This is a genomic window from Chloroflexota bacterium (genome assembly GCA_040902225.1).
Taxonomy (GTDB): Bacteria; Chloroflexota; Limnocylindria; order QHBO01; family QHBO01; genus CF-167.
This window is the reverse complement of the sequence record JBBDXT010000002.1, coordinates 344,632-360,517: the sequence shown is the minus strand read 5'-3', so window position 1 is coordinate 360,517 and position 15,886 is coordinate 344,632. Positions and strand designations below refer to the sequence as shown.

Below are 15,886 nucleotides of genomic sequence, written 5' to 3'. Positions count from 1 at the left end.
GCGTCAGCGGCGCCCGGCAGACGCATCGGCGAAGAGCAGGCCCATCACCCGGGCCACCGTCGGGAAGGCATGGATCGTGTCTGCCAGCACGGAGAGCGGCGTCTGCAGCTTCACCGCCAGCACCGCCTCGTGGATCGCCTCACTGACGCCGGGTCCGGCCAGGAAGACGCCGACCAGCGTGCCCGCCACGCGATCGACCACGATCGTGACGTGGCCCTCCGCCTCGGCCGCCTCGCCCTTGGCGGTCGATGCCAGGTCGCTGGTCAGCTCATCGGCGTCGATGCCGCGCTCCTGCGCCTCCTCGACCAGCAGCCCAACCGACGCCGCCTCGGGATTGGTGTAGATGGCGCGCGGGATGGCGCGAAGGTCCGGGGTGACCTCGTCGCCGAGCGCGATGCGGGCCGTCATCTCGCCCTCGTAGTGGCTGACGTGGGTGTGCATCTCGGGGCCTGCCGGGTCGCCGGCCACGAAGACCCTCGGCGCGATGCGCAGCTGGGCGTCAGGCTTCAGCGTACCGGTCGAAGTGTCCACCCCAACGCTCTCCAGCCCGAGCCCGGCAAGCGGCAGGCTGCGGCCGATGGCCAGCAGCACCGCGGCGCCCTCCTCGCTCGAGCCATCATCGAGGTCGAACCGATGCGAACCGTTCGCGCCGGCACCAGCGTGCGCCGCAACGGCACGCGCACCGGTGCGGATCGTGACGCCGTCGCGCACCAGCGCCCTGGCCACCGCGGCCGAGCTGCGCTCGTGGTCGCGCGGCAGGATGCGCGGGCTCGGCACGACCAGCGTGACCGGGACCCCGTAGCGGGCGTAGACCTGCGACAGCTCCACGCCAGTCGGGCCGGCGCCGAGGATCAGGAGGCTCGCCGGCAGCTCGCGGGTCGAGGTGGCCTCGCGGTTCGTCCAATAGGGGACCTCTGACAGGCCGGGCAGCTCGGGCACCTTGCTGGTAGAGCCGACGGCGACGATCACGGCGCCGGCCTCGAGCGCGTGCTCGACATCGTCGTGGCGGACAACGACGCGTCCCTGGCCGTCGAGTCGGGCGGTGCCGCGCATCGCGACCGCGCCGGCCTTCTCCAGGTCCCTGAAATGGCGCGAGTCATCGGGGTAGTCGATCCCTTCGCGGCTGATCATCCAGTCGCGTCGCAGCGAGGCCTTCGGCCACGGGTAGTCGCCCCCGCCGGCATGCACCGTCGCCGAATGGAGGAGCGACTTGGAAGGCATGCACGCGAAGAATGGGCAGGCGCCGCCGAACAGGTCGCGATCGATGATCGCGACCGAGGCGCCGAGCTTCCTGGCCTTGAAGGCAGCGGCCTCTCCCGCCGGGCCGGCGCCGATGATCACCAGGTCGAATCTGTCCACTGGCGCAGCATCATAGGGCGGCGTATCCTTCCGACCTCATGAATCCGCTCCGCCTCTCACCGAGCGCCGTCGACCTGCTGTCGCGCCTCGAGGGCGAGCCCTGCGGTTGTACGCGGCGGGGAGCCGCCGCGTAGCTCTCGTCCGGCGCCATCCGCGCCGCGCGCCCGGCCCCTCGCATCTCGTGACGATTCGCCACGTACTCCAGGAGGAGCCGATGTCCCTGTTCAGTCGCCCAATCACCATTCCCGCCACGCTGGCGCCGGCGAAACGGCCGGTGCCCGGTCGCTGGATCGACCCGCGCGCCCAGCGCCTGGGCGCGGCAACGTCCGGAATCACGCTGCTGCTCGCGGCGGCCCTCAACGCGTGGCCGATCGTCGCCGTGACCGGCTCATTGCTCGCTCTCTCCGCAGCCCTTGGGACCCGGTGGTTCCTGTTCGCTCGGCCGTGGCCATTCGTGCGCGCCTGGCTCCGTCTCGGGCCGTCGGAGCTGGAGCACGAGCTCCCGCCCCGCTTCGCGCAGGCCCTGGGAGCGACCTTCCTGGCGCTCGGGAGCGCGCTGCTGGCGGCCGGCCTGGCGCCGTGGGGCTGGCTGCCGGTGCTGGCCGTGATCGGGCTGCAGGCGCTCCTGGCGGTCACTGGCTTCTGCCTCGGTTGCCGCCTCTTCTTCCTGCGCTGGTGGGTTCCGGACCTGTTCGCGCGGCTGGTGGGTCGTGGAATCCGGCGCGAGGCGCTGATCTACTTGGACGACGCCTAGGGACGAGGCCTGGCCGGGGACGACCAGCCGCTCAATAGCTGAGAACGCGATCCGCCGCAAAGACGAGCTCGACCAGCTGATCTGGCGTGGCGAACTCGACGCTCTTGCCGCCGAGTGCCTCGACCGTGACTTCGCGTGCCTTGCTCGACATGCCCGAGGCATAGAACGTGGCGCCGCCCGCCGCGAGCGCCTCGTAATGCTCGCGCAGGCTGCCCGTCCCAATCCCCTGCGCGAGGTCCATTGTCGAGTTGCGAAGGAGAGCCACCGCGTCGCCGGCAAGGAACAGGTCCACCTCATGCCCGTTCGACAGGGCAGTTCGCGCCACCAGGAAACCGAGGGATGCGCGGGTCGGGTGCTCGGGGCCGGACGTGATGTGGACCAGGAGTCGGCTCATCGTTCTGTCCTTCCAAGTGATGACGTAAAGAATGCTTGCATGGTTGTGGCTCAGGCCACCACCCCCGCGATCCAGGTTCGCATCGGCCTCAGTGACCCGAGACTCAGGGCGAACGCCCCTTCATGCTCGGCGTCCCACGCGACGATGTCGGCGTCGGCGCCGATCTCCAGCGCACCCTTTCGCCCGGCGAGCCCCAGGGCCGCAGCGCCTCCCGCCGTCGCAGCGGTGACAGCCTCCTGCACGGTCATGCCGAGCATCGTGGCCCCGAGTCCGATCACGAGGGGCATCGCCCCCCATGCGCCGAACGTGCCGGCATTGGCGTCACTCGCCAGGGCGACGGTCACCCCGGCATCGAGGAGCGCGCGTGCCGGCGGGAGGCCGCCGCGCATGACGAGTGCGGGACCGGGGAGCAGCGTCGCCACGGTGCGCGACCCGGCGAGCGCAGCCACGCCGGCTGCATCGAGCTGCTCGAGGTGATCGGCGCTGGTCGCGCCGAGCCGGACGGCGAGCTCCGCTGCGCCGGTGCGCTCGAGTTGGTCGGCGTGGATGCGGATCCCCAAGCCAAGACCTGCCGCACCGGTGAGGATCCGTTCTGCCGCCTCGAGTGAGAAGAAGCCGCGATCGCAGAAGACGTCGCAGAATTCGGCGGCTCCCGCCGCCGCCACCGCGGGAAGCATCTCCTCGGCAACGGCCGCGGCGTGGGCGTCCATGGAGCCGGCCTCCGTCGGAACGGCGTGGGCTCCGAGAAAGGTGCGCACGACGTGGACCGATACGGACTCGGCAGCCTCGCCGATCAGGCGCAGGCAACGAACCTCCTCCGAAGTGGAGAGCCCGTACCCGGACTTGCACTCGACGGTGGTGGTGCCCGACGCCAGCTCGGCGCGCAGCCGTCCCTCGATCGCGGAGCGCAGCTCCTCGTCCGATGCGGCTCGCGTCGCAGCGACGGTGCGCAGGATCCCGCCGCCGTCATACGGAGCGCCAGCCAGCCGGGCCGCAGCCTCGTCGGACCGGTCACCCACGAAGGCGGGGTGGGTGTGCGCATTGACAAGGCCCGGCGTCACGAGGGCGTCCGGCAGGTCGGTGATGGCGCCGGCATCGGGCGCCTCGGTCCGAGCGCCGATCCACTCGATCCGGCCACCGCGCACGAGGATCGCCCACGGCAGGACTCCGTCGTACGGCTCAGGCCTGAGGAGTCGGCCGCGCCCGGTGAGCAGGAACGAATCGCCAGGCATCGGCCCAACCATAGCCCCTAGCCGATCTCCGGCTCGGCGATCGGCTGGCGCCGGGGCTCACCCCGGAAGCGAAGGGTGGCAAGCACGAGGCCGATCAGGATCGTGCCGGCGCCGAGCAGCTGGATCAGCGACGGCGCCTCGCCCAGCAGGAGCATCGCAAGCATCACCGAGCCGACCGGCTGGAGGGTCAGGATGACGCTGGTCAGCGCCGCCGGGAGCCGTGGCAGCGAGACGCTGATGATCAGCCAGCCCACGACCTGCGACGTGAGCGCCAGGAGCAGCAGCCACCCGTGCGCCGGCCAGCTCGGGACCAGGTTCACCTCCCGCAGCGGCAGCCCGATTGCCAGCGAGGCGAAGGCAGCGATCAGGGTCGCCTCGAAGAGCGGCCCGGCGGGGCGCTGCAGATCGGCATTGCCGCGTCGCAGCACGAGCAGGAAGGCGGCATACGCCAGTCCGACCACCAGGCCCAGGATGACGCCGAGCCCAGGATTCGTGCCGTAGGCCCCCGTGCCGACCACGCCGGAGATGAGGACCACGCCGATCAGCACCACCGGCAATGCCAGCAGCGTGCGCCTCGGCGGACGCTCGCCCAGGATCCACCAGGCCAGCACCGCCACGATCACCACCTGGGTGTTGCCGAGCACCGTCGCCAGGCCGGCGCCCACCAGGCCGATGGTGTGGTGCCAGATGACGAGGTCCAGCGCCAGGAAGACGCCGGCCAGCATCGCCAGGCGCACCTGTGCGGCGGGCCGCGGGCCGTAGGCTCGTCGCTCGAGGTACGCGATCAGGCCCAGCGCGGGCAGGGCATACGCACAGCGGAAGATTGCCGCTGTCGCGGGCTCGACGTCCGCGAGCCGTACCAGGATGCCGGAGAACGCGATCGCCATCGCTCCGAGCCCCGCCGTCATCACGGGTCGATCGGCAAGGGCGCCGAAGACGGAGACGATCATCGCTGCGCAGGGTAGCCGAGCGGTCAGGCCGTTCGCATATGGCTTGCCGTCCGCTGATCGGCCGACGACACTTGCCGGGTGACCGAGAGTCCGACCGGAACCGTCACGTTCCTGTTCACCGACATCGAGGGTTCGACCCGCCTCGCCCAGGACCTGGGCGAGGAGTGGCCGCCCCTCCTGGAGCGGCATCGCCAGATCGCGCGAGCGGCGTGGGCGGAGCAGCACGGCGTCGAGATCGGGACGGAGGGTGACTCCTTCTTCGTGGTCTTCACCAGCGCACCGCAGGCGGTTGCGGCGGCGGTGGCGGTACAGCGCGGCCTGGGCGCAGAGGCGTGGCCGGTCGGCGGCCAGGTCCGCAGCCGGATGGGGCTGCACACCGGCGAGGGCGTGCTGAGCGGCGGCTCCTACGTGGGGCTCGACGTGCATCGCGCGGCGCGGATTGCCAACGCGGGGCACGGCGGCCAGGTGCTCCTCTCGGCCACCACTCGAGCACTGGTGGAGGGGAGCTTGCCCGATGGCGTCTCGCTGCGCGAGATGGGGGAGCATCGGCTCAAGGACCTGTCACGACCCGAGCGCATCTGGGACCTGGTCATCGAGGGAGCAGCCGGCGACTTCCCGCCGCTGCTCACCCTGAACGCGGTTCCAAATAACCTGCCGATGCAGCTGACCTCGTTCCTTGGGCGCCAGCGCGAGATCGCCGAGGGCCGGCAGCTGCTGATCGATGGTCGCCTGCTCACGCTGACCGGCCCGGGTGGGACGGGAAAGACCCGCCTCTCGCTGCAGATCGCGGCCGACGCCACCGATCGATTCGCGGACGGCGTCTATTTCGTGCCGCTGGGCACCATCAGCCAGTCCGACCTGGTGCTCCCCACCATCGCGCAGGCGCTGGGGCTGGTCGACCCGGGGACCCAGCCGCTCGACCGCCTGGCGGAGCACATCGGCGACAAGTGCATGCTGCTGGTGCTCGACAACTTCGAGCAGGTCAGCGACGCCGCCCCGCAGATCGCCGAGCTGCTGGTGCGGGCCACCAGGATCTCGGTGCTGGTCACCAGCCGCAGCCCGTTGCGGGTCTATGGTGAGCGCGAGTACCCGGTTCCGCCCCTCGGCGTCCCGGATCCGCAGCACCTTCCCGACCTGGAGCAGTTCTCGACGTACGAGTCGGTGGCGCTCTTCGTCGAGCGCGCCATGGCGGTGCGGCCCGGTTTCGCGGTAACCGGCGCCAACGCGCCGGCTGTGGCGGAGATCTGCGTGCGCCTTGACGGATTGCCGCTGGCGATCGAGCTGGCCGCCGCCCGGGTCCGCGTCCTCAGCCCGCAGGCGATCATGGAACGGCTGGGGGACCGGCTGAAGCTCCTCTCCGGCGGCTCCCGCGATCTTCCGGAACGCCAGCAGACGCTGCGCGGCGCGATCGCCTGGAGCCACGACCTGCTCGAGGAGGCAGACCAGCGCCTGTTCGCCCGCTTCGCGGTCTTCGCGGGGGGAGCCACGCTGGATGCCATCGAGCAGGTCGTATTCGACGCCGATGACGGGGCGGACCCCCTCGACGCGATCGCATCGCTGGTCGACAAGAGCCTGGTGCGCCAGGAGAGCGAGCCGGACGGTGAGCCGCGCTTCCGGATGCTGGGCACGATCCGCGAGTTCGCGATGGAGAAGCTCGCCGAGCGCGCCGAGGCCGACGGTCTCGCGGACCGGCACGCCGCCTGGATCCTGGCCCTGGTCGAGGCGGCGGGGGCATCGGTCTTCGGACCGGACAAGAAGGCGATCCTGGACCGATACGAGCGCGAGCACGACAACATCCGCGCCGCGCTTTCTCGCGCGATCGCCCGCGATCAGGCCGAGATGGCGATGCGCATCTTCGCGGCCTGCTGGCGGTTCTGGCAGATGCGCGGCTACCTCGCCGAAGCGCGGGAGCATGCCGAGCGTGTGCTCGCGCTCCCCGGCAGTACCGATCAACCCGACGCGCGAGGCGCAGCACTCGAGGCTGCGGGTGGGATCGCCTACTGGCAGGGCGACCTGGCGCCCGCCCGGGCCTGGTACGAGGGGGCACTCGAGATCGCACGGGCCTCGAATGACGAGGCTCGCATCGCCAACGCCATCTACAACCTGGCCAGCTCCGCGGGCATGGAGCACGATGACCAGGTGCGCGCGCACACCCTGGCACAGGAGGCGGTTGAGATCTATCGTCGGGTGGGGGACGACGCGGGGATCGGTCGCTCCCTCTGGGGTTTGGCCAACTCGTTTTACTTCTTCGGCGATTTCGCAGGCGGCATCGAGTTGGCTCGGGAGGCGCTGGAGGTCTTCCGGCGCATCGAAGATCGGTTCATGACCGGCTGGACGCTCTACATGATGGCCCTCTACAACCTGACCCTTGACCAGGCGGCCATGCGGCGGTTGCTCGAGGAGGCCCTCCCGCTCTTTACCGAGAGCGAGGACAAGTCCGGATACGCGCTCGTCTTCGACGCCTTCGCGGCGTTGTACTGGATCGAGGGCGACGTGAAGCGCGCCGTCAGGCTGGCGGGGTACGCGGCGGCCACGGAGGCGAGCGCCGGCACTGGCCTGGCCAAGATGAACCGCGAGTTCGCGGGCTTCTACCCGGAGACATTGACCGACGCTCCCTCGCTGGCTGCAGCCTTCATGGAAGGCCAACGGCTCACGGTCGAGCAGGCCACCGAACTCGCCCTGGGCCGCGGATAGGCCGAGCCTCAGGCGGGGGCGGCGAGGTCTCGGCGAGGGAAGATGATCAGCGCATAGGCGACCGGGATGACGATCGCGACGGCCAGGATCACGAAGTCCAGCCAGTCGGTGTTGCCGGTCAGGATGTTGCCGGGATTGAAGTGGTGGAAGAGCGAGTATTGCTGCGACCAGGCCACGTCGCGCCAGAGCGAGCCCAGGATCTCCAGGAAGTAGTTGACCAGGAGGTAGGCCATCGTCAGCCCCAGCGCCGGCGCGTGCCGGTCGAAGGTGACCGAGGCCGCCAGGCCGAACGCGGCGAAGGCCGCCCAGAGCATGACGCCGTTGAGGAAGACCAGCGGCATCAGACCCAGATCGAGCTCGTCGGTCACTCCCTGGATCGCGACGCCGATGAGCTGGCCGCCCAACAGCGCCAGCATCACGATCCCCACGAGGGTGGCCGAAGCCACCGCCAGCGTCACGTACAGCGTTCGGCGTGAGATCGGTCGCGACAGGAGCACCTCCAGCGTGCCGCCCTCGCGCTCGCCGGCGATGGCACTCACGGTCGAGCCGACGGCGAAGATGCCGACGAAGGCGATGGCCAGAGGATGCTGCAGCCCCAGGGTCAGTGCTCCCGGCAGCGTGAAGAGGCTGCCGGAGCCGAAATTCATGAGCTCCTCGGGGAACACACCTGAATTCGCGAGGTCCTTGAAGGCTTCGGCGAACTGGACGTAGATGATGGGGATCAGCATCCCCCAGCCGACGGACGCGACCACCACCGCCGCCAGCCGAACCCGGTTCCAGCGCAATGTCTGGAAGAAGAGGCGGAGGTTCAACCGCGTCGCTCCTCGCTGGCGTCGTCGCCAGCGTAGTACTCCAGGAACGCCTCCTCCAGCCGCGCCGGCTCGATGGTCAGGTCCTCCAGCGAAGGGGAGGCGATGGCGCGCACGAAGCCCGAGACGTCGCCCTGCAGGGTGGCCCGCATGCGATCGCCCACCACCTCGATGTCAGCCAGGCCGGGAATGCCGGCCAGGTCTGGCGCGACGCCCCGCCAGCGCAGCTCCACCTTCTTCTTGCGCCGTGCCAGCAGGTCGTCGACGTTCTGAAGCGCCATCAGGTGACCCGAGCGGATGATCGCGACGCGGTCGCAGATGCGCTCCACCTCCGACAGGACGTGGCTCGAGAAGAAGATGCTGCGGCCCTTCCGTCGCTGGTCGTCCATCAGCGCGTAGAAGGCGTGCTGCATGAGCGGGTCGAGCCCCTCGGTCGGCTCGTCCAGGATCGCCAGCTCCGGGTCGTGCTGCAGGGCCTGGATCACGCCGATCTTCTGCCGCATCCCGCGCGAGTAGTCCCGCACCCGCCTGCGCAGGACCGATGCCGGCATCTGCAGCCGTTCGCACAGCTCAGCTTGCATCGCCGAGCCCTGGCCCTGGAGGTCGGCCAGGTACTCGAGCGCATCGGCTCCGCTCAGCGAGTCGTAGAGGGCGATGCCGCCGGGGAGGTAGCCGGTCCGCCGCCGGATCTCGACCGAGTCGGCCATGATGTCGAGTCCCAGCACGGTCGCGGACCCCCGGGTCGGATGCAGGAAGCCGAGCAAGGTCCGGATCAGGGTCGACTTGCCCGCGCCGTTCGGCCCCAGGAAGCCGAAGATCTCGCCGGGGCGGATGTCGAGGGTCAGGTCGACGAGCGCCTCCACGTTGCCGTAATGCTTGGTCAGCGCATCGGTGGCGATGACCGCCTGCGGCGTGCCCATCGGCTCGGCGTCCATGGAGGGCAATCTACACCGATGCCGGGCAGCCGCGGGGGGTTGGGTGGCCGCGCTGGACCCGGTGCTACACTCTGCCTCCCGAACCGCCACGCGTCGACCGCTGCGGCGGTTCGTCGGTGTCACCCGTTGGAACGCCAGGAACTGCCCAATGAAGATCGCTGTCCCCCGCGAGACCGCGCCCGGCGAGACGCGCGTCGCGCTGACGCCGCAGGCCATCGCCGCCCTGCTCGAGGACGGCGTAGCGGTGGTCGTGCAGTCGGGCGCGGGCGACGCATCGTTCATCAGCGATGAGGCCTTCCGCGAGGCTGGAGCCACCATCGTCCCGGATGCGGCCGCCCTCTACGGCGACGCCGACGTGGTGGTGCGTGTTGGTCGGCCCTCGGACGAAGAGACCGGCATGCTGCGGTCCGGCGCGATCCTGATCGGGACGCTGGGGACCCTCGCCAATCCCGAGCTGGCACGCCGCCTGGCCGAGACCGGCGTGACGGCCATCAGCATGGATTCCATCCCTCGGATCTCCCGCGCCCAGAGCATGGACACTCTCTCCAGCCAGGCGACCGTGGGCGGCTACAAGGCGGTCCTGATTGCCGCCGAGCGGCTGCCGAAATTCATGCCGCTGCTCACCACCGCAGCGGGTACCGTCCGACCGGCGCGCGGGATCGTGATGGGCGCCGGCGTGGCGGGGCTGATGGCGATCGGCACCGCGCGGCGGCTTGGCGCGGTGGTCGAGGCGACCGACGTGCGGCCGGTCGTCAAGGAGCAGGTCGAGAGCCTGGGAGGGATCTTCATCGAGGTCGAGATGATCGAGGAGGAGAAGGCGAACGCCCAGACCGCCGGTGGCTACGCCCGCGAGATGAGCGACGACTACAAGGCCCGCCAGGCCGCGCTGATCGCCGAGCGGGTGAAGGAGGCGGACTTCGTGATCACCACCGCCCTCATCCCCGGGCGCCCCGCCCCGCGCCTGGTCACCGATGCGATGGTCGCCTCCATGAAGCCCGGCAGCGTCATCGTCGACATGGCCGCCGAGGCGGGCGGCAACGTCGAGGGAACCGAGGCCGGCAAGGAAGTGGTGAAGCACGGCGTGACCATCATCGGCCTCACCAACCTGCCGGCCACCATGCCCGGCAGCGCCACCGCCATGTACGCCAAGAACATGCAGACCCTCCTCAAGCACCTGATCAAGGACGGCGCCATCGCCCTCGACTTCACCGATGAGATCACCCGCGGCGCGACCATCACCCACGGCGGCAAGGTGGTCAATGAGGCGACCGCCAAGGCGCTGGGGATCGAGGTGGCCGATCCGGCGCCGGCTGCATCGGCTCCGGCCGGAGACTCGGTGTGAACGAGGCCGTCCAGACCCTCGCCACCGAAGCGCTGCTCCAGGCCCTCTTCGTCTTCGTGCTGGCCGCCTTCGTTGGCTACGAGGTGGTGAGCAAGGTGCCGACCATGCTGCACACCCCGCTCATGTCGGGGGCCAACGCGGTCCATGGCGTGATCGTGGTCGGGGCGATGCTGGTCGCCGCCTCGGCGGAGGGTCCACTGCGGATCGTGCTGGCCCTGCTCGGCGTGATCCTGGGCACGATCAACGTGGTCGGCGGCTTTGTCGTCACCGACCGGATGCTCGAGATGTTCAAGCGCCGCCCGGACGCCAAGCCATGACCACACTCGAGGTCGTCACCTTCTTCGTCTACCTGGTCGGCTCGGTCAGCTTCATCCTGGGCCTCAAGTTCCTCTCCTCGCCTGTCTCGGCGCGACGGGGCAACCGCCTGGCGGCGACCGGCATGGCGATCGTGGTCGGCTGGGTCTTCATCACCGAATTCCTGCTCCGCGACGGCGGGCTGTCGACCGTCTGGATCCTGGCCGTGGGCATCCCGGTCGGCGCGCTGGTCGGTGGGGTGGGGGCTCGCCGGGTGCCGATGACCGCCATGCCCCAGATGGTCGCCATCTTCAACGGCGCGGGCGGCGGCGCGGCGGCGCTGGTGGCCGCGGCCGAATTCCTGCGCGATGCGGGCGACTCCGGGCCCCTGCTGCCGGTGACCTTCATGGTGGCCACCCTGCTCGGCGCCGTCATCGGCGCCGTTTCCCTTACCGGTTCGGTCATCGCCTTCGGCAAGCTGCAGGGGATCGTCTCCGGGCTCCCGGTCACCTACCCCGGCGACAAGATCGTCACCGGCGCGCTGCTGGCCGGGATCCTGGTGCTTGGCGTCGTCTTGACCCTGGTCACCAACAGCGTGCCTCTCTTCCTGCTCTTCGTGGCGCTGGCGCTGGTGCTGGGCGTCGCCGCCGTGATGCCGATCGGCGGAGCCGACATGCCGGTCGTGGTCAGCCTGCTCAACGCCTACACCGGGATCGCCGTGGCGGCCACCGGTTTCGTGCTGAACAACTACGCGCTGCTCGTGGCCGGCACGCTGGTCGGCGCGTCCGGCACGATCCTGACCCAGCTGATGTGCCGGGCCATGAATCGGTCCATCTTCAACGTTCTGTTCGGCGCCTTCGGGACCGCCGGGGCGGTCACGGCGGGCGCCGGCGGTGACCAGGACGTGCGCGAGATCAGCGCCGATGACGCCGCGGTGCTGATGGCCTACGGCAAGAAGGTGATCATCGTGCCCGGCTACGGGATGGCCGTGGCGCAGGCGCAGCAGGCCGTGCGCGAGCTGATGGACCTGCTGATTGAGAAGGGCGTGGACGTCGAGTTCGCGATCCACCCGGTCGCCGGCCGCATGCCGGGGCACATGAACGTGCTGCTGGCCGAGGCGAACGTGCCCTACGACCGCCTCAAGGAGATGGACGAGATCAACGACGACTTCCCGAACGCGTCAGTGGCGCTCGTCATCGGCGCCAATGACGTCACCAACCCCGCTGCCAGGACCGATACCTCCTCGCCGATCTACGGCATGCCGATCCTCAATGTTGACCAGGCCGAGCACGTGATCGTGCTGAAGCGCTCGATGGCCGCCGGCTTCGCGGGAATCGACAACCCGCTCTACGCCGACCCCAAGACGACCATGCTGTTTGGTGATGCCAAGAAGAGCGTTGAGGCGCTGGTCAGCGGAGTCAAGGCAGCCTAGCCCTTTGGTCGTCTGGCGGATATCACTCTCGGTGGTACAACCACACCGATGACTGCCTCGGATTGCGCGATCTGCGCCGGCCCGGCGGGGGACCCGCAGCTTGACCGGGTGGAGGTCTGGCGCGACGACCTCTGGCGCCTCACCATGTCCCGACACGGACCGACGCTCGGATTCGGCTACCTGGAGCCGCTGCGGCACATTCCCTTTCTCGCCGACCTGGACGGTCCCGAGGCGGCGACCTTCGGTCCGGCCATCGCCCACGCGAGTGCCGTCTTGCGGGAGGCGAGTGGTGCGGCGATCGTCTACGCATACGTCTTCGGCGACGGCATCCCGCACCTGCACGTGCACCTCGCGCCCAACCAGCCGGAGGGTGTGCTCAGCACGGCCCTGATCAACGGTCCGCTGGAGGAGCGCAGGCTGCCGAGCGGGGCGACCATGATCACGAGCAGGGATCACCCGGACCTTCCGGAGCGTGAGGTCGTGGCCGTGATCGAACGAACGCGGGAGCTGATGGCGAGATGATCGATCGCTGGGTGGTCCTCGATGTCGGGGAGACGATCATCGATGAGACGCGGGTCTGGTCGATCTGGGCGGACATGCTCGGCATTCCACGGCTCACCTTCCTGGCGGGCTTCGGGGCGGTGCTGGCCCGCGGCGGCGAGCATCGCGACGTGTTCGAGCTCTTCAACGTCGCCGATTGGCGCACCGCCTGGCCCGAGCACGAGGCGATCTACGGCGGCTTCCAGGTCGACGACCTCTACCCCGATGCCATCCCCGCCATGGATGCGCTCCGCGGCCGCGGGTATCGGGTGGCCGTGATCGGCAACCAGCCCGCGAGCCGAGACGAGGAGCTGCGCCGGATCGGTGTCGAGGCCGAGGTGATCGCCATGTCGGCGGAGATGGGGGTCGCCAAGCCGTCCCAGGAGTTCTTCGAGCGCGCCCTCGAGCTGCTCGGCTCGCCCAGGGCGTCATCGGTCGCCTACGTCGGGGACCGGGTCGACAATGACGTGCTGCCGGCGGTCGTGGCCGGGATGCGCGCGGTCTGGATCCGGCGCGGACCGTGGGGCTTCATCGAGCGCCTGCCGGAAGGGGTGCACCCCGCGCTGATGGTCTCCTCGCTGACCGAGCTGGCAGACCGGATCGACGATGCCTGGTCCGGCTTGCCCGAGGCGGAGGAGAGCGACTAGACTCACCGGACCTCCTTCGGGAGCCAGGGCCGAGGCCGGGCCCGTATCGCCGGACCTGAGGTGGAGACTGCGCATCGCCGCGCGGTCTCTTCTGTTTTCGGAGAAGAACATGGACCTGACCCCGGAAGCCGTCACCCAGGCGACGTCCATCGGCGAGGTCGATCGGCTGCTGCGAGGCACGGATCCGATTCTCGTCAATCTCGGCGACAGCCTGCACCGACTCGCCAAGATGGCGGTCGAGCGGCCCGGGTGTCGGGTCCTTTCGGTTGTCGATGAGTCCGGCCTGCTCGTCGGCCTGGTGCCCGTGCGGCTGCTCGTGAACGACATCTTCCTGAAGATCGTGCCGGAGGAGTTCCTGGGCGTCATCACCGATATGGACGACGTGATGGAGTACGCCCGCCACCTCGGGGCGCGAACCGCCGGTGACATCATGCTGCGGCCCACCTCCGTGCGCCGTGACGCGACCGTGCGGGACGCGTTCGAGACGATGCACCACGCCCGCCTCAACGGCCTGCCGATTGTCGACGAGAAGGGCAGGGTCGTGAGCTACCTCGACCAGCTCGAGCTGCTCCTGGTCTGGGTGCGTGCCAGCGGGCGAGAGCCCCTCCTCCATCCGAGCGCGGACGCCGACACGGGCACCGACGGGGAATGACCGCCACTGTCGTCCTCGGCCTTGCCGTCTTCCTGGGCACGTATGTCCTGATCGCCACCGAGCGGGTCCACAAGACGATTGCCGCCATGGCCGGTGGCGTGGCGATGATCCTGCTCGGGATCGTCACCCAGGAGCAGGCGTTCGAGCACATCGACTTCAACGTCATCTTCCTGCTCGCCGGGATGATGATCCTGGCCGGGATCATCCGGAAGACCGGCGTCTTCGGCTGGATGGCGGTGCGCGCGGCGCGCTTCGCGGGGGGCGATGCCTATCGGGTGCTGGTGGTGATGAGTGTCATCACCGCGGTGGCGTCCGCTCTCCTCGACAACGTGACGACCGTTGTCCTGGTCGGGCCGATCACGCTCTTCCTCGCCGCTCGACTTGGGCTCAACCCGATGCCCCTGATCATTGCCGAGATCCTCGCCAGCAACATCGGCGGGACCGCGACCCTCATCGGCGACCCGCCGAACATCCTCATCGCCAGCGCGGCGAACATCGACTTCGCCACCTTCTTCCTGAACATGGGGCCGCTGGCGGGCATCGTGCTCGTCGTATTCCTGGTGGCTGCGCGGTGGCTCTTCCGCGGTCAGCTCGTCGTCGACCCGGAGATGCGCGACGCGCTCCTGGCTCTGGACGAGCGCCAGATGATCACCGACCCGACGCTGCTGCGGAGCTCGCTCGTCGTGCTCGGCCTGACCATGCTCGGCTTCGTGCTCCACGGACCGCTGGGGTACGAGCCGGCCACGGTGGCGCTGACGGGCGCGGTGGCGCTGATGGTGGTGGCCAGGGAGAACCCGCACGAGGTGCTGCGGGAGGTCGAGTGGCCGACCCTCTTCTTCTTCATCGGCCTCTTCATGCTCATCGCCGGCGTGATCGAGATCGGCATGATCGAGGCCATCGCCACCGCGCTGACCGATCTGACCGGCGGCGCGCTGGCCGGTGGCGCGATCGTCATCCTGTGGCTCTCGGCGGTCCTGTCGGGAGTGGTCGACAACATCCCGTACACCGCCACGATGCTCCCCGTCGTGGAGCAGATGTCGGAGCCGCACGGTGGGTCGCAGGCGCTGTGGTGGGCGCTGGCGGCCGGTGCCGACATGGGGGGCAACCTGACCATCATCGGGGCATCCGCAAACGTGATCCTGGCCAGCATGTCCGAGCGCGAGGGCCATCCCATCGGCTTCTGGACCTTCATGAAGTATGCGGTGCCGGTCACCCTCGGCAGCATCCTGATCTCGACCGCCTACATCTGGCTGCGCTACCTGCTGTAGGGCGTCGCCCGCGCGCCAGGGCAGCCTGGAACATGCAGGAGGCCCCTCGCGGACGAGGGGCCTCCTGAGCGTGAACCAGGGAACGGTTGGGGCTACTCGCCTCCCTCGGTGACCTCCACGACAGCCTTCTCGAAGTCGTCGCCGGTCGCTTCCTCGAGCCCGTCGAGGGCAGCCTCGGCGAGATCGGTGCGGAACGCTTCGTCGGGCGGCTCGGCCGCGATGATGTCGGCCTCGAGCGCCGTGTCCACGGTCTGCGCCCAGGCATCAGCGCTCAGGATGCCGATCCCGTCAGGCGACGGCCAGATCAGCGCGTTGATCTCGTTCATCATCCACTTCTGGTGGCCGGCGCCGAGCGTGCTGCCGTTGTCGACCACGAACTGCTCGCATGCCGCGGCGTTATCACGGCAGTAGATCCAGCCCTTAAACGATGCCCGCAGGAACTTGGTGGCGACGTCCTCGTTGTCGCCCTCGGCGAGCCACGCGGCGCGCGCCCAGACGGCGTCCTGCAGCATCGCCGTCCCGACCTCGTTGTAGTCGATGACGTTGATGTCGTCTTCCGTGTACAGCTCGCCCGTGACCGGGTT

16 protein-coding genes are annotated in these 15,886 nt (G+C 69.4%); 9 read left to right on the top strand and 7 right to left on the bottom strand.

The window, feature by feature from the left end; all coding sequences use genetic code 11:
* Positions 1-3: 3 nt before the first annotated feature.
* Entirely contained in the window at positions 4-1,359 is a 1,356-nt protein-coding gene (locus WEB29_01925) for an NAD(P)/FAD-dependent oxidoreductase (GenBank protein ID MEX2135706.1), read from the bottom strand.
* A 214-nt stretch (positions 1,360-1,573) separates the two neighbouring features.
* Here WEB29_01925 and WEB29_01920 point away from each other — a divergent pair, with 214 nt between their 5' ends.
* The gene (locus WEB29_01920) at positions 1,574-2,113 is read left to right on the top strand and encodes a DUF4395 family protein (protein MEX2135705.1); all 540 of its coding nucleotides are present in this window, start codon (positions 1,574-1,576) and stop codon (positions 2,111-2,113) included.
* 31 nt (positions 2,114-2,144) lie between these two features.
* Here WEB29_01920 and WEB29_01915 read toward each other — a convergent pair whose 3' ends face one another.
* The 3 genes from WEB29_01915 to WEB29_01905 are packed head-to-tail and all read right to left on the bottom strand — an operon-like array spanning position 2,145 to position 4,689.
* Entirely contained in the window at positions 2,145-2,507 is a 363-nt protein-coding gene (locus tag WEB29_01915) for a DsrE family protein (GenBank protein MEX2135704.1), read from the bottom strand.
* 50 nt (positions 2,508-2,557) lie between these two features.
* On the bottom strand, positions 2,558-3,739 hold the full coding sequence (gene hutI, locus WEB29_01910) for an imidazolonepropionase (protein ID MEX2135703.1): 1,182 nt from the start codon (positions 3,737-3,739) through the stop codon (positions 2,558-2,560).
* A 17-nt stretch (positions 3,740-3,756) separates the two neighbouring features.
* On the bottom strand, positions 3,757-4,689 hold the full coding sequence (locus WEB29_01905; protein MEX2135702.1) for a DMT family transporter: 933 nt from the start codon (positions 4,687-4,689) through the stop codon (positions 3,757-3,759).
* A gap of 78 nt (positions 4,690-4,767) precedes the next feature.
* On the opposite strand from WEB29_01905, the gene WEB29_01900 reads away from it, so the two are divergent.
* The gene (locus WEB29_01900; GenBank protein ID MEX2135701.1) at positions 4,768-7,383 is read left to right on the top strand and encodes an adenylate/guanylate cyclase domain-containing protein; all 2,616 of its coding nucleotides are present in this window, start codon (positions 4,768-4,770) and stop codon (positions 7,381-7,383) included.
* 8 nt (positions 7,384-7,391) lie between these two features.
* Here the strand turns inward: WEB29_01900 and WEB29_01895 are convergent, their stop codons facing one another.
* Together WEB29_01895 and WEB29_01890 are read right to left on the bottom strand one after the other, a co-directional pair.
* Entirely contained in the window at positions 7,392-8,195 is an 804-nt protein-coding gene (locus WEB29_01895) for an ABC transporter permease subunit (GenBank protein MEX2135700.1), read from the bottom strand.
* Positions 8,192-9,127: an ABC transporter ATP-binding protein gene (locus WEB29_01890; GenBank protein MEX2135699.1), complete on the bottom strand. Its 936-nt coding sequence runs from the start codon at positions 9,125-9,127 to the stop codon at positions 8,192-8,194. The genes WEB29_01895 and WEB29_01890 overlap by 4 nt, the downstream gene beginning before the upstream one ends.
* A 148-nt stretch (positions 9,128-9,275) precedes the next feature.
* Here WEB29_01890 and WEB29_01885 point away from each other — a divergent pair, with 148 nt between their 5' ends.
* From WEB29_01885 to WEB29_01855, 7 genes are all read left to right on the top strand, one after another.
* A complete protein-coding gene (locus WEB29_01885; protein ID MEX2135698.1) occupies positions 9,276-10,469 on the top strand; it encodes a Re/Si-specific NAD(P)(+) transhydrogenase subunit alpha in 1,194 nt (397 codons plus the stop codon).
* Positions 10,466-10,786 carry an NAD(P) transhydrogenase subunit alpha gene (locus WEB29_01880; GenBank protein MEX2135697.1) on the top strand — a complete coding sequence of 107 codons (321 nt, stop codon included), beginning with the start codon at positions 10,466-10,468 and terminating at the stop codon, positions 10,784-10,786. Before WEB29_01885 ends, WEB29_01880 begins: the two co-directional genes overlap by 4 nt.
* Entirely contained in the window at positions 10,783-12,195 is a 1,413-nt protein-coding gene (locus tag WEB29_01875; protein ID MEX2135696.1) for an NAD(P)(+) transhydrogenase (Re/Si-specific) subunit beta, read from the top strand. The genes WEB29_01880 and WEB29_01875 overlap by 4 nt, the downstream gene beginning before the upstream one ends.
* Before the next feature lie 48 nt (positions 12,196-12,243).
* Complete coding sequence (locus WEB29_01870) at positions 12,244-12,717, top strand: hypothetical protein (protein ID MEX2135695.1); 474 nt, start codon at positions 12,244-12,246, stop codon at positions 12,715-12,717.
* Positions 12,714-13,382, top strand: a complete 669-nt coding sequence (locus WEB29_01865; GenBank protein ID MEX2135694.1) for an HAD family hydrolase — start codon at positions 12,714-12,716, stop codon at positions 13,380-13,382. The genes WEB29_01870 and WEB29_01865 overlap by 4 nt, the downstream gene beginning before the upstream one ends.
* A 109-nt stretch (positions 13,383-13,491) precedes the next feature.
* The gene (locus tag WEB29_01860; protein ID MEX2135693.1) at positions 13,492-14,034 is read left to right on the top strand and encodes a CBS domain-containing protein; all 543 of its coding nucleotides are present in this window, start codon (positions 13,492-13,494) and stop codon (positions 14,032-14,034) included.
* Positions 14,031-15,302: an ArsB/NhaD family transporter gene (locus WEB29_01855; protein ID MEX2135692.1), complete on the top strand. Its 1,272-nt coding sequence runs from the start codon at positions 14,031-14,033 to the stop codon at positions 15,300-15,302. The genes WEB29_01860 and WEB29_01855 overlap by 4 nt, the downstream gene beginning before the upstream one ends.
* 92 nt (positions 15,303-15,394) lie before the next feature.
* On the opposite strand, the gene WEB29_01850 is transcribed toward WEB29_01855, so the two are convergent.
* A complete protein-coding gene (locus tag WEB29_01850; GenBank protein MEX2135691.1) occupies positions 15,395-15,814 on the bottom strand; it encodes a hypothetical protein in 420 nt (139 codons plus the stop codon).
* Between the last annotated feature and the right edge of the window lie 72 nt (positions 15,815-15,886).

Excerpts from the sequence above, each read along its gene's own strand:
- WEB29_01920 (MEX2135705.1), top strand. The coding sequence starts at position 1,574 with ATGTCCCTGTTCAGTCGCCCAATCACCATTCCCGCCACGCTGGCGCCG.
- WEB29_01915 (MEX2135704.1), bottom strand. The coding sequence starts at position 2,507 with ATGAGCCGACTCCTGGTCCACATCACGTCCGGCCCCGAGCACCCGACC.
- hutI (MEX2135703.1), bottom strand. The coding sequence starts at position 3,739 with ATGCCTGGCGATTCGTTCCTGCTCACCGGGCGCGGCCGACTCCTCAGG.
- WEB29_01905 (MEX2135702.1), bottom strand. The coding sequence starts at position 4,689 with ATGATCGTCTCCGTCTTCGGCGCCCTTGCCGATCGACCCGTGATGACG.
- WEB29_01890 (MEX2135699.1), bottom strand. The coding sequence starts at position 9,127 with ATGGACGCCGAGCCGATGGGCACGCCGCAGGCGGTCATCGCCACCGAT.
- WEB29_01885 (MEX2135698.1), top strand. The coding sequence starts at position 9,276 with ATGAAGATCGCTGTCCCCCGCGAGACCGCGCCCGGCGAGACGCGCGTC.
- WEB29_01875 (MEX2135696.1), top strand. The coding sequence starts at position 10,783 with ATGACCACACTCGAGGTCGTCACCTTCTTCGTCTACCTGGTCGGCTCG.
- WEB29_01870 (MEX2135695.1), top strand. The coding sequence starts at position 12,244 with ATGACTGCCTCGGATTGCGCGATCTGCGCCGGCCCGGCGGGGGACCCG.
- WEB29_01865 (MEX2135694.1), top strand. The coding sequence starts at position 12,714 with ATGATCGATCGCTGGGTGGTCCTCGATGTCGGGGAGACGATCATCGAT.
- WEB29_01860 (MEX2135693.1), top strand. The coding sequence starts at position 13,492 with ATGGACCTGACCCCGGAAGCCGTCACCCAGGCGACGTCCATCGGCGAG.
- WEB29_01855 (MEX2135692.1), top strand. The coding sequence starts at position 14,031 with ATGACCGCCACTGTCGTCCTCGGCCTTGCCGTCTTCCTGGGCACGTAT.
- WEB29_01850 (MEX2135691.1), bottom strand. The coding sequence starts at position 15,814 with ATGCTGCAGGACGCCGTCTGGGCGCGCGCCGCGTGGCTCGCCGAGGGC.